Here is an 11,891-nt window from a genome sequence, read left to right on the forward strand (position 1 = left end):
GGGTGGTTTCGGGCATGCGGGGACTCCGTTCCGGGTGAGGTGAAGGGGGCTGCCTGGCGGCAGTCGGTGGCCTGTCGAGGGCACGCTTCCGCGATGCCGTACCAACTTCCGCGAGTAGCCTTTGCGTCACTGAACGTACTGGAGCAGGGGGCTAATTTGGCCCCTCCCAGTGAAAATTGCGCCCGATCGTGTCTCAGTCGCACGCGCATGCGGGAGACTGCACACGACTGCACCCGGAAGGAACGGCATGGCAGCGAGGACGTCGCCCACGGAGCGCCAGAGGCGGCTGGGTGCCGAGGTGCGCAAGATGCGCACGTCAGCGGGGATCTCCGCTGAGTACGCGGCGGGACTGCTCGGCGTGGACCGGGGCAAGATCTCCAACATTGAGTCCGGTATTCGCGCCATCAGCCCGGAGCGGTTGCGCACTCTCGCCTGCAACTGCGACTGCCAGGACGAGCGATACGTCGATGCGCTGGTCGAGATGGCCGAGTCCAGCCAACGGGGATGGTGGGACAAATACCGCGGGGCACTCCCCCAAGGACTGCTGAACATCGCCGAGTTGGAGGCGCACGCCGTCCGCATGCGGGCCGCGTACTCCATGCACATCCCCGGCCTTCTACAGACTTCCGACCACGCGTTCGCCATCTTCCGGGTCGTCATCCCGCAACTGCCGGAGCACGAGGTGGCCCTGCGCCTGGCCCACCGAGTGGAACGGCAGCACGTACTGGACGGCGACCATCCGCCTGATTTCGTCGCCATCGTGCACGAGGCCGCGCTCAGGATGAGGTTCGGTGGGCGGGAGGTGGCCCGGGCGCAACTCGATCACCTGCTGAAGAAGTCCGAGCAGCCCAACGTCACGCTCCTGGTCATCCCATTCGAGGCGGGGGCATTCCCCGGCGCGGGGCAGACCGTGCTGTACGCGGAAGGTCCGGTGCCGCAGCTCGACACCGTACAGATCGACAATTCCCATGGGCCCGACTTCCTGCACGCGGACACCCAACTGGCTAAGTACTGTGCCCACTTGGACTGGATGGAAGGCATCGCCCTGTCGCCGAAGGCGTCACGCGACTACATCCGCGACATCGCCAACAGCCTTTGAGGAGAAGCCAGATGAACGACATCACGTGGGAAGAACCCTTCTGCGGCGAGGGAAACTCCTGCTTCCGAATCGGCACCGATCCCCAAGACAACGCCTACATCGCCATAGCCGGCGCCGAGGACACCTACCTCACCGACACCCGCGAAGCTCTACGCACCCTCATCCGCGACATCAAGGCGGGCAAGGCGGATCACCTGCTCTGACGATCTGTTCGAGGGTCGGTGAATCGCTTCCGCGCGCTGAAGACACGTCGGCCTCGATTTCGGCTCCTGCAATCACACGCGGGGCAGCCCGTCACGGCGCCCGGGGGGCGTCGCGAGACGAGCGCCCGCGCCCGGAGCGTACGGGGCCGTCTCCTTCGGGCAGTTGCTGGGCGGGGCGGCTTCGGCCTGCGTCCGTCAGCGTCAGGTGTACGAGGAAGGGCTGGGCTCCGGACAGGCGGAGGCGCTGCATGTGCGCCGGGGTGAAGCCGTGCCGGATGGCGGTGGTCAGGTCCTCGCGGTGAGGGAGGAGGAGTACGGCTGTGCCCTCGGAGGTGAGGACTCGGCGTAGTTCCGTCCACCAGCGGGAGGGGGCCGTGGCGAGCAGGCCGCCGGCGTGGGCCTGGGTGCCCCAGGGTGGGTTGCACAGGACGCGGTCGATGGAGTTGTCGGGGAGGGGGAGGCGGGCGGCGTCGGAACGGCGGATGGTGATGGGCAGTTCGGCGGCGTTGGCGCGGGCTGCGGTGAGTGCGTTCGCGGACAGGTCGAAGCCTTGGTAGCGGGCTTCGGGTTGAGCTAGTGCCGCCTCGATCAGGAGGGTGCCGGCGCCGCAGCACGGGTCGAGGACGGTGTGGCCGGGGCGGATGTCGGCCAGCACGGCCATGGCGGCGGCGAGCGGTGGGTGCAGGGTGCCCGGGATGGTGCGCTGCTTGTACGCGCGGCGGTGCAGCGGTCGTTCGTCGAGCCGCAGCATGAGCGTGGCCCGCGTACCGTCCAGGGTCAGCCGCCAGCCACAGCCGCCCGGCGGGGGCGCGGTCCCCGTGCGCCGGGAGTGGTAGGGGACGCCGAGCCGCCGCGCCAGGGCCTGGCCTACGACGTCCTCGGCGTCGTACCGGGTGAACGTGCGCCGGCCGAGAAAGGAGGCCGAGACGTCGATGCCGGTGATCCCCCGGGCCGACGTCGTCGTGCCGTGACGGAGGGCCAGGAGGTGGTCGGCGGCGGCGAGATGGGTGAGCTCGCCGAGTTCTGAGAGCTCGCCGAGTTCTGAGAGCTCGCCGAGTTCGGCGAGTTCGGCGAGTTCGGCGAGTTCGGCGAGTTCGGCGAGTTCGGCGAGTTCGGCGAGTTCGGCGAGTTCGGCGAGTTCGGCGAGTTCGTGCAGACGCTGTCGCGTCGTTCCGATGTCGGGGCGCTGGGCGGCCAGCAGGAACACGTCGTCCGCGGTGCGCAGCGGTGGCGTGGACCGGTTCGAGCGGAAATGGACTTCGCGGTGGCGTAGTTCGGTGACGGCGCCGAGTCCGGACCCGAGAACCTCGCCGGCGACCACGGCCTCCAGGCCGCGGAGGCAGCGCGCCACGAGGGGCGTGTGCATGGTGTTGTTCTTCTTCCACGTCAGCACCCGGGGCAGCGCTCCGCTGCCCCGCCTCGTCGGCGACGGGGGGATCCTCGCTTCGCCGACGGTGCCTAGCGGAGGTGGAAGAAGTACGTCATGGGCGGAAGTCTAACTGCCCTGCGGGCCTGGCGACTTCGAGGGCGAGTCGAGCGAGAGGTCTTGACAACTCTATTGGTCTGGACCAGCTTGTACGGCCAGCGGTGGCCACCGTTCCCCACTCAACTCCCCCCACCGGAGGCCGAAATGAACCGCGTACCAGGCATGCCCGGATGCACCGGGTCCCCCGGATCCAGACGACGGCGATGGGCCCGAGCCCTGGCCGCCGTACTCACCGGGTCCGCACTCGCCTTCGCCGGCCTGGCGGCCCAGGCGCCGGCGGCGGAGCGAAACGCCGCCGCCCTGCCCAAGCACGCCGTCACCGGCTACTGGCAGAACTTCAACAACGGCGCGACGGTCCAGAAGCTCTCCGACGTCCAGGACCAGTACGACATCATCGCGGTCGCCTTCGCGGACGCGACGGGGACGCCGGGCGCGGTGACCTTCAACCTCGACTCGGCCGGGCTCGGCGGCTACACGGTCGACCAGTTCAAGGCGGACATCAAGGCGAAGCAGGCCGAAGGCAAGAAGGTGATCGTCTCGGTCGGCGGCGAACGCGGCACGGTGTCGGTCAACGACTCCGCGTCGGCGACGAACTTCGCGAACTCGCTCCACTCCTTGATGCAGGAGTACGGCTTCGACGGCGTCGACATCGACCTGGAGAACGGCCTGAACGCGACGTACATGACGCAGGCGCTCCGCTCCCTGTCCGAGAAGGCGGGTGCGTCGCTGGTCATCACGATGGCGCCGCAGACGATCGACATGCAGTCGACGTCGAACGGCTACTTCCAGACGGCCCTGAACATCAAGGACATCCTCACGGTCGTCAACATGCAGTACTACAACAGCGGTTCCATGCTGGGCTGCGACGGCAAGGTGTACAGCCAGGGGTCCGTGGACTTCCTGACGGCGCTGGCCTGCATCCAGTTGGAGGGCGGCCTGGCCCCGTCCCAGGTGGGCATCGGCGTCCCCGCCTCCCCCAGCGGCGCGGGCAGCGGCTACGTCCCACCGTCCGTGGTGAACAACGCCCTGGACTGCCTGACCAAGGGCACGAACTGCGGCTCCTTCAAGCCGTCGAAGACGTATCCCGACCTGCGCGGCGCGATGACGTGGTCGACCAACTGGGACGCGGCGGCGGGCAACGCGTGGTCGAACGCGGTGGGACCGCACGTCCACGGTCTGTCCTGACGATCACCACCACAGCCACCCCGCGACCGTATGGGGCTGCCTAGCCCGTCGAGTCCGGCTTCCAGTCCTGGACGAGGAGCCCGAGCAGCACCTCGTCCAGGAACTCCCCCATCACCCAGGCGTTGGAGCGCAACACGCCCTCGCGGACGAAACCGTTGCGCTCGGCGGCGGTCAGCATCGCGACGTTGTCCGACAGCGTCTCGATCTGCAGCCGGTGCAGGCCGCGCACGACGAAACCGTAGTGGCACAGCACCGCGACCACGTCGGTGCCGTAACCCTTGCCGCGGGAGGACGGCAGCAGCCCGATGCCGATGTGCGCGGACCGGTTGTGGTTGTCGATGTCCCACAACGATGCGACGCCGATCAGCGTGCCGCCGTCCAACTCCACCACGGAGAACGGGGCGTGCCGCACCTCCGTGTCGTCCACCACGTACGGCGCGTCCCCCGAGCCGGACGTGATCGGCCGCCAAGGCCCGTCGTCGGCCCGTGACTGGTAGACCACGTCGCCGTAGAGCTCGGCCTGAAGGATCGGTATGTCGTCCTCGTGCCGGGCCCTCAGCCCGACCTTGCTGCCCTTTAGCATGCAAGGTTCCTATCCGACCGGATTGGCCGGCGGCAATCCAATAACAGGCGACCTTCCGTGTCCGACCGGCAACCGTGAAACATTTCCTGGGGTCCACCGCATCAATGAAGTGAGGACGGTACGGGGGACGCCGAGGGATCACGGGGGACGTAGGCATGAGACTGAGGGGCGAGGACGGCTACGCCGAGTTCGCTGCGGCGCGGGCCGGGCATCTGTACCGGTCGGCCTGTCTGCTGACCGGCGGTGACACGCATCTCGCCGAGGATCTCGTGCAGGAGACCCTCGGCCGGTTGTACGTCAGCTGGCGGCGGGTGTCGCGCGTCGGCAATCCCGCCGGGTACGCGCAGACCGTCCTCACCCGTACGTTCCTCGCCCACCAGCGGCGGCGCAGCAGTACCGAGCGTGCCACCGACGTCCTTCCCGACCTGGCCGATCCGCACAGCGCCGCCGACGACACACCGCTGCGACTGACCCTCGTAGAGGCGCTGGGGCAGCTGTCCGCCAAGGACCGGGCCGTCGTCGTCCTGCGGTACTGGGAGGACCGCAGCATCGAGGAGACCGCCGACGTGATGAACGTCAGCTCGGCCGCCGTACGCACCCGCTGCGTACGGGCCCTCGGCCGCCTGCGCGTGCTCCTCGGCGACGGCCTCAGCGAGTACGCGGCCCGCTGAACGGCCACCGCGACCCCATACCTCCCCATTCCAACGACCTTGCAGAGACGGTGGTTTTGCCATGCCCGCTGAACACCACGAGAGCCGCCACGACGTCGACGCCGGCCTTTTCGAGGACCGGCTCGGCCTCGCCCTCCGCCAGGCCGGTGACTCCTTCGAGGCCGACCGGAGTGGCCTCGTCGCCGCCGGCGAGGTACGCGGTCGCAGGCTCCTGCTGCGACGCCGGGCCGCCGTCGTGGGAGGCGTGGCGGCCGTCGCCCTCGTCGGGGTGGGCGGGACGCTGCTCGTGCCCTGGGGCGGGGCCGCGGACGGGCAGCAGTCCGTGGCCGGCCGCCGGTCGACACCGACCCCTCCCGCCGAGAACGACGGCAGGGTCTCCGGCGCCAAGCTGGTCCACACCCTCAAGAAGCTGCTGCCCCAAGGGGAGTTCAGCGAGGAGCAGGGGCGGGGTACGGGCGCGGAGCTGGGGCCGTATGCGCAGGTCGTGTTCGACGACGGCAAGGGCCCGGGTGCCGTCTCTGTCAGCCTGAACCGGGTCGAGCCGGGGAGCGAGGAGGCCCGTCAGTGGACCCAGTGCCCGGACAGGAACCTGATGTCGTACGACCGCTGCACCTCGAGCCGGCTGTCCGACAACTCGACGCTCATGCTCTTCCAGGGGTACGAGTACCCGGACCGCCGTGTGGACACGAAGCGGTGGACGGCCGATCTCGTCACCCCTCAGGGCCACCACATCAGCGTGAGCGAGTGGAATGCCGCGGCGGAGAAGGACGCTCCGGTCAGCCGGGCCAACCCGCCTCTGTCCACGGACCAGTTGAAGCAGGTGGTCATCGCCAAGGCCTGGCGTACCGCGATCGACGCCATCCCCAAGAACCCGAAGGGCCAGGAATCGCAAGGCCAGGACCCGAATGCCCCGGCGCCGGAGGAAACCCCGAACACGCCTCCGGGCACCAGCGGCGCCACGATCAGCCAGACGCTCGCTTCCTTGCTCCCCAAGAACGTCGACGTGGTCTCGAAGGGCGGTCAGGAGACCGAGTACGCGTATCTCGTGGTCGACGACGGGAAGGGGAAGAGCTTCCTCCAGATCAACGTGCAGCCCGACATGTCGGATGTCGAGCACCAGCTCTTCGGGGCGGACGCGGAAACCCTGCCCGACGGCACGAAGGTCGCCACGAGCCAGGGTCCGGGCGAGCAGGGGGCCGAGGGCGTCGTCATGTGGACCGTCGACACCATCAGGACCAACGGCCTGCGGGTGGTGATCAGCGCCTTCAACACCGGTAGGCAGCACGACCCCGCGACCCGCGAGACACCCGCGCTCACGATGGAGCAACTCAGGGAGATCGCCACGAGCGAGAAGTGGCAGCAGCTCGGCTGAACGGCCCGAGCCCGAGCCGCGCTCCTCCCGCGAGCAGCCGCGTCAGAACAAAGCGTCAGAAGAACTCCGACCACGGCTGGTCCCAGACCTGCTTCACGCACAGGACGATGAAGAGCAGGCCCGCGATCACCAGCATGGCGTTGCTGAGCGGTCCATTGCGCCATTCCCTCGGTGTGCGGGACGAGTTGAGGAGCCAGACCAGGGTGAGGGCGAGGAAGGGGAGGAAGGCCGCGCCGAGGACGCCGTACAGGATGATCAGCCGGAAGGGCTGGCCCTCGAACAGCAGCACCATCGGCGGGAAGGTCAGCCACAGCAGGTACGCGCGGAACGGCCAGGACTTCTCCCGGGCGCCGGACGCCACCGCCTCACCCGACCCGGCCTCGGCCCCGGCCGCCGCCTCGTCGCCGGTCGCTGAAGCCCCGCGCCGCGCCCGGAAGCGCTCGACGAAGTCCGCGAACATCAGGCTGACGCCGTGCCAGACGCCGATCAGCGAGGTGAACGACGTGGCGAAGAAGCCGATGAGGAAGAACTTCGACGTCGCCGTGCCGTACTCGTCCTCCAGGATGCCGCCGAGCTGGACGAGGCCCTGGTCGCCGCTTGCGATGGCGATGTTCGAGGCGTGCAGGAGTTCCGCGCCGACGATGAGCATGGCGATGACGAAGATGCCGGTCGTGGCGTACGCGACGCGGTTGTCGAGGCGCATCACCTTCATCCAGCCGGTGTTCGTCCAGCCCTTCGCGTTGACCCAGTAGCCGTACGCGGCCAGGGTGATGGTGCCGCCGACGCCGCCGATCAGACCGAGGGTGTTGAGGATGGAGTCCTTCTCGTCGGGGAGGACGGGGAGCAGGCCCGCGAAGGCGTCGCCGAGGTTCGGGGTGACGCGGATCGCCAGGTACACCGTCACCACGAACATGACGCCGACCAGGATCGTCATGACCTTCTCGAAGACGGCGTACTTGTTGAACCAGACGAACACCAGGCCGACCAAGCCGCTGAGAATGGCCCACCACTTGAGGTCCATGACGTCCGGGAAGAGCGCCTGGAGGGGGAGTCCCGAGGACGACATGGCCGCGGCGCCGTAGACGAAGCCCCAGATCACGAGGTAGGCGACGAAGAACCACGTCGTCCAGCGGCCGAGGCTCGCCCAGCCCTCGAACAGGGTGCGGCCGGTGGACAGATGCCAGCGGCCCGCCGCCTCGGCCAGGGAGATCTTGACGAGGCAGCCGAGGACGGCGGCCCACAGGAGGGTGTAGCCGAAGTTCGAGCCGGCGATGAGGGTCGCGACGAGGTCGCCCGCGCCGACACCGGTGGCGGCGACCACGATGCCGGGGCCGATGTACTTCCAACTGGATTTACGTGGGCTGGAGTTGGTCTCGTCCGATGCCGTTTCCCCTGAGTTTCCCGCCGTCTTGCCGGTGTTTCCCGTGGTGTCCGCCATGCCGATCAAGAAAGCGCAAAGCGGGCGATGGCACAAGGGGGCATGCGTGTATGCCCGGTGACGTTCGCCTGGTCTTGACCCGGCCATGCCAGACCTTCACGATGAGCGCCACACGCGCACAGGCCATACACACGCACCCGCACACACGTGAACGCCCGCACCCGCACGTCGCACAGTCCCGCCCCCCGCTCCAACCCCCCACATTCCGGAGACCCCGGAAGTCCTGGAGAAACAAGGAGACTCAATGCGGCAACGCATAAGAGGCAGGCGCACCGCCTTCCTCGGCACCCTCCTCGCGCTCGCCCTCGCGGCGCCCATCACCGCCACGACGACCAGCGCGTCCGGCGCGCCCGGTGAGGCGGCCCCGGTGGCCGCGTCCGAAGCGGACCGGGAGATCCGCCAGTACGAGGTCCATATGCACTCGGACTCCAAGTCCCGTACGGCACTTCAGAAGTCCGGCGTCACGGTCGACGACGCCGACGACCACACCGTGTTCATCTCCGGCCGAGCCGACCAGGTCAAGAAGCTGCGGCAACTCGGCTACGAGGTCACGCCGATGGGCGCGGTACCCGACCGGTCGAACAGCAAGAAGGACGTACGGCCCCTCGACTTCCCCTCGGCCGACTCGCGTTACCACAACTACGCCGAGATGAACTCGGAGATCAGCCAGCGGCTCTCGGCGTACCCGAACATCATGAGCAGGCGCGTGATCGGGAAGTCGTACCAGGGCCGGGACATCGTCGCGATCAAGATCAGCGACAACGTCGCGACCGACGAGTCCGAGCCCGAAGTCCTGATGACCCACCATCAGCACGCGCGCGAGCACCTCACCGTCGAGATGGCGCTGTACCTGATCCGCGAACTGGGCGCCGGTTACGGCTCCGACCAGCGCATCACGAACATGGTCAACAACCGCGAGATCTGGATCCTCCCGGACCTCAACCCGGACGGCGGCGAGTACGACATCGCGACCGGGCAGTACCGCTCCTGGCGCAAGAACCGGCAGCCCAACAGCGGTTCCTCGAACGTCGGTACGGACATGAACCGCAACTGGGCCTATCGCTGGGGCTGTTGCGGCGGCTCCTCCGGTTCGTCGTCCTCCGACACCTACCGGGGTTCGGCCGCCGAGTCCGCGCCCGAGGTGAAGGTCGTCGCCGACTTCGTCCGCAGCCGGGTCGTCGGCGGTAAGCAGCAGATCAAGGCGGGCATCGACTTCCACACGTACAGCGAGCTGGTGCTGTGGCCCTTCGGCTACACGAACGCGGACACGACCACCGGCATGACGGCCGACGACCGCAACGCCTTCGCCACGGTCGGCGGGAAGATGGGCGCCAGCAACGGCTACACGGCCGAGCAGTCCAGTGACCTCTACATCACGGACGGCTCGATCGACGACTGGCTGTGGGGCGACCAGAAGATCTTCGGCTACACCTTCGAGATGTACCCGGGGTCCGCGTCCGGCGGCGGTTTCTACCCGCCCGACGAGGTCATCGAGCGCGAGACGTCCCGCAACCGGGACGCTGTGCTGCAGCTCCTGGAGAACGCGGACTGTATGTACCGGTCCATAGGCAAGGAGGACCAGTACTGCTGACGGGCGAGTGACGTGCGTGAGGGTGCGCCCCCGGATCGGCTCGGGGGCGCACCCTCTTGTTGTACGCGGCTATTCCTGGAAGTACGCGTCCAGGACCTCGTCCAGCTCCTTCTCCCACTCCTTGACCTTGGCGCGGGAGGGGACGCGGAGCTCGACCGGGTACCAGCGGCGTTCGGGGGTGTGGACCGTGATCGTGTACCAGCGGCCGAAGCGCGAGGTCTCCGACTCGACCGCGCCGATCTCGTCCCAGCGGAACTCGGCCTCGTGGTCGTCCAGGCGCAGTCGTACGCCGCTGTGGTCGGCGGTGATCTTCGCGCGGTAGTCGGCGGCTTCGAAGACGGGGCCGTCGGGACGGGTCGCCTCCGAGTGGTCCGAGTCGTCTGACTCATCCGACTCCGACTCGGCTTCCCCTTCCGGCTCCGACTCCGGCTCCGCTGTCCCTTCCCGGTCCTCCGCCTCGTCCGGCTGATCCGCGTCGTCGGACTCCGCCGAGGCGCCCTCGTCGGAGACGTCGTCGGCCTGGTCGGCGGCCGTGTCCGTCTCCTCGGAGGCCGTCTCTTCCGCTGCCGCGGTCTCGTCGGCCGGGTCCGGGTCCTTGAGGCCCTTGGGATCGGCAGGGCGCGGGCCCGTGATGCCGGGGACGAACGCCGGGTCGGCTGCCGCGCCTTGCAAGGGCTGGATGCTGGGTCCTCTGCGCTGCTCCACGGTGGGCAGTATGGCCGATGAAGCTGTGGCGTGGGGGGCCGGGGCGTCACTCGTGATCGAGGCGTGGCCGAAGTCCGTACGGGCAGCCGCTATACGAACAGGCTCAGCGCCGCCGCCACCACGAACCCGGCGACGGAGAGCACCGACTCCAGGACCGTCCAGGTCTTCAGGGTGTCCCGTTCGGAGAGGCCGAAGTACTTGGCCACGATCCAGAAGCCACCGTCGTTGACATGCGAGGCGAAGATCGAGCCCGCCGAGATCGCCATGATGACGAGGGCGATGAAGGCTTGGGAGTGGTCGCCTTCCGAGAGGAGCGGGGCCACGATGCCCGCGGTCGTCACGATCGCGACCGTCGCCGAGCCCTGGGCCACGCGCAGCACCAGCGAGATCAGATACGAGAGCACGAGCACCGGCAGGCCCACGTCATTGAAGGTGTCCGAGAGGGCCTGCGCGACCCCGCTGCCCTGGAGCACGGCGCCGAAGATCCCACCCGCGCCGACGACCAGCAGGATGTTGCCGACCGGCTTGAGGGAGGCGCTCGACACGGTCTCCAGGGACTTGCGGGACCAGCCGCGGCGGATGCCCAGGAGGTAGTACGCGAGCAGCAGCGCGATGGTGAGCGCGACGAAGGGGTGGCCGAAAAACTCGATCACGCTGCGGCCCGTGGACGGGTCGAAGGCGATGGAGGAGAACGTCGCCATCAGGATCAGGAGCAGCGGGGTGCCGATGATCGCGAGGACGATGCTCAGCGGGACCGGCTTCTCCGGAGGCGTGACGCCGTCCTTGCGCTGCTCCTCGGCGAGCGCCGACTTCGCCTCGTCGGCGGCCTCCACCATGTCCTGCGGTACGGGGACGAAGAGCCGCTTGCCGATCCACGCGGACCAGGCCCAGGCGGCGAGCACGGCGGGCATGCCGCAGACGATGCCCATCAGGATGACCCAGCCGAGGTCGACCTTCAGCAGTCCGGCGGCGGCTACGGGGCCGGGGTGCGGCGGCAGGAAGGCGTGCGTCATGGACAGACCGGCGAGCAGCGGCATCGCGTAGAGCACGATCGACTTGCCGCCGCGCTTGGCCGCCGCGTACACGATCGGCGCGAGTACGAAGATGCCGACGTCGAAGAAGACGGGGATGCCGAAGATCAGCCCCGTGAGGCCCATGGCGAGCGGGGCGCGCTTCTCGCCGAAGAGGCCCAGCAGCCGGGAGGCGAGCACCTCTGCTCCGCCGGAGACCTCGAGTACGGCGCCGAGCATGGTGCCCAGGCCGATGATGATCGCTACGTGGCCGAGGGTCCCGCCCATCCCGTCTTCGATCAGCGAGACGGCTTCGGATCGCTGGACGGTGCCGAAGAGTTCGGTGACGGAGAGTCCGGCTGACAGCCCGACGGCTATCGATACGGCGAGCAGGGCGACGAAGGGCTGGAGTCTGACCTTGATGATCAGGACCAGCAGCAGGGCTATGCCGAGCGCGGCGATGGTCAGCAGACCGGCGGTGCCGTCTATGAGGAGGAGCAGGCCGCCGGTGTGGGGTGGGGTTTCGGACATTTGGGGGTCCTCTGGGT

Annotated in this window: 11 protein-coding genes; 6 read left to right on the forward strand and 5 right to left on the reverse strand. The window is 68.4% G+C overall.

Going from position 1 to position 11,891, the window contains the following annotated elements; genetic code table 11:
• Positions 1–247 precede the first annotated feature (247 nt).
• Together G6048_RS42345 and G6048_RS42350 are read left to right on the forward strand one after the other, a co-directional pair.
• Positions 248–1,099, forward strand: coding sequence for a helix-turn-helix domain-containing protein (locus G6048_RS42345; RefSeq protein WP_165344935.1), 852 nt, complete (start codon positions 248–250; stop codon positions 1,097–1,099).
• A gap of 11 nt (positions 1,100–1,110) precedes the next feature.
• Positions 1,111–1,302 (forward strand): hypothetical protein, encoded by a 192-nt coding sequence (locus G6048_RS42350; protein ID WP_165344936.1) that lies wholly within the window; start codon positions 1,111–1,113, stop codon positions 1,300–1,302.
• 91 nt (positions 1,303–1,393) lie between these two features.
• Here the strand turns inward: G6048_RS42350 and G6048_RS42355 are convergent, their stop codons facing one another.
• Positions 1,394–2,668 carry a methyltransferase domain-containing protein gene (locus G6048_RS42355; protein WP_206342818.1) on the reverse strand — a complete coding sequence of 425 codons (1,275 nt, stop codon included), beginning with the start codon at positions 2,666–2,668 and terminating at the stop codon, positions 1,394–1,396.
• A gap of 264 nt (positions 2,669–2,932) precedes the next feature.
• On the opposite strand from G6048_RS42355, the gene G6048_RS42360 reads away from it, so the two are divergent.
• A complete protein-coding gene (locus G6048_RS42360) occupies positions 2,933–3,973 on the forward strand; it encodes a chitinase (RefSeq protein ID WP_328828588.1) in 1,041 nt (346 codons plus the stop codon).
• A 40-nt stretch (positions 3,974–4,013) separates the two neighbouring features.
• Here G6048_RS42360 and G6048_RS42365 read toward each other — a convergent pair whose 3' ends face one another.
• Complete coding sequence (locus G6048_RS42365; protein ID WP_165344937.1) at positions 4,014–4,556, reverse strand: GNAT family N-acetyltransferase; 543 nt, start codon at positions 4,554–4,556, stop codon at positions 4,014–4,016.
• 155 nt (positions 4,557–4,711) lie between these two features.
• Between G6048_RS42365 and G6048_RS42370 the strand changes: the two genes are divergently transcribed.
• Together G6048_RS42370 and G6048_RS42375 are read left to right on the forward strand one after the other, a co-directional pair.
• On the forward strand, positions 4,712–5,227 hold the full coding sequence (locus tag G6048_RS42370) for a SigE family RNA polymerase sigma factor (protein ID WP_165344938.1): 516 nt from the start codon (positions 4,712–4,714) through the stop codon (positions 5,225–5,227).
• Positions 5,228–5,288: 61 nt separating this feature from the next.
• Positions 5,289–6,599 (forward strand): hypothetical protein, encoded by a 1,311-nt coding sequence (locus G6048_RS42375; protein ID WP_165344939.1) that lies wholly within the window; start codon positions 5,289–5,291, stop codon positions 6,597–6,599.
• A gap of 55 nt (positions 6,600–6,654) precedes the next feature.
• Here the strand turns inward: G6048_RS42375 and G6048_RS42380 are convergent, their stop codons facing one another.
• A complete protein-coding gene (locus tag G6048_RS42380) occupies positions 6,655–8,037 on the reverse strand; it encodes an Nramp family divalent metal transporter (protein ID WP_165344940.1) in 1,383 nt (460 codons plus the stop codon).
• A 244-nt stretch (positions 8,038–8,281) separates the two neighbouring features.
• Here G6048_RS42380 and G6048_RS42385 point away from each other — a divergent pair, with 244 nt between their 5' ends.
• Positions 8,282–9,628 carry a M14 family metallopeptidase gene (locus G6048_RS42385; protein WP_165344941.1) on the forward strand — a complete coding sequence of 449 codons (1,347 nt, stop codon included), beginning with the start codon at positions 8,282–8,284 and terminating at the stop codon, positions 9,626–9,628.
• A gap of 69 nt (positions 9,629–9,697) precedes the next feature.
• Here the strand turns inward: G6048_RS42385 and G6048_RS42390 are convergent, their stop codons facing one another.
• The gene (locus G6048_RS42390; protein ID WP_165344942.1) at positions 9,698–10,333 is read right to left on the reverse strand and encodes a hypothetical protein; all 636 of its coding nucleotides are present in this window, start codon (positions 10,331–10,333) and stop codon (positions 9,698–9,700) included.
• 89 nt (positions 10,334–10,422) lie between these two features.
• Positions 10,423–11,874 carry a GntP family permease gene (locus G6048_RS42395; protein ID WP_165344943.1) on the reverse strand — a complete coding sequence of 484 codons (1,452 nt, stop codon included), beginning with the start codon at positions 11,872–11,874 and terminating at the stop codon, positions 10,423–10,425.
• Positions 11,875–11,891 lie beyond the last annotated feature (17 nt).

This window comes from Streptomyces ureilyticus (assembly GCF_011045025.1).
Lineage (GTDB): Bacteria > Actinomycetota > Actinomycetes > Streptomycetales > Streptomycetaceae > Streptomyces > Streptomyces ureilyticus.

Coding starts and splice junctions, on each gene's coding strand:
- G6048_RS42385 (WP_165344941.1), top strand. CDS start 8,282: ATGCGGCAACGCATAAGAGGCAGGCGCACCGCCTTCCTCGGCACCCTC.
- G6048_RS42360 (WP_328828588.1), top strand. CDS start 2,933: ATGAACCGCGTACCAGGCATGCCCGGATGCACCGGGTCCCCCGGATCC.
- G6048_RS42370 (WP_165344938.1), top strand. CDS start 4,712: ATGAGACTGAGGGGCGAGGACGGCTACGCCGAGTTCGCTGCGGCGCGG.
- G6048_RS42395 (WP_165344943.1), bottom strand. CDS start 11,874: ATGTCCGAAACCCCACCCCACACCGGCGGCCTGCTCCTCCTCATAGAC.
- G6048_RS42350 (WP_165344936.1), top strand. CDS start 1,111: ATGAACGACATCACGTGGGAAGAACCCTTCTGCGGCGAGGGAAACTCC.
- G6048_RS42380 (WP_165344940.1), bottom strand. CDS start 8,037: ATGGCGGACACCACGGGAAACACCGGCAAGACGGCGGGAAACTCAGGG.
- G6048_RS42345 (WP_165344935.1), top strand. CDS start 248: ATGGCAGCGAGGACGTCGCCCACGGAGCGCCAGAGGCGGCTGGGTGCC.
- G6048_RS42375 (WP_165344939.1), top strand. CDS start 5,289: ATGCCCGCTGAACACCACGAGAGCCGCCACGACGTCGACGCCGGCCTT.
- G6048_RS42355 (WP_206342818.1), bottom strand. CDS start 2,668: ATGCACACGCCCCTCGTGGCGCGCTGCCTCCGCGGCCTGGAGGCCGTG.
- G6048_RS42365 (WP_165344937.1), bottom strand. CDS start 4,556: ATGCTAAAGGGCAGCAAGGTCGGGCTGAGGGCCCGGCACGAGGACGAC.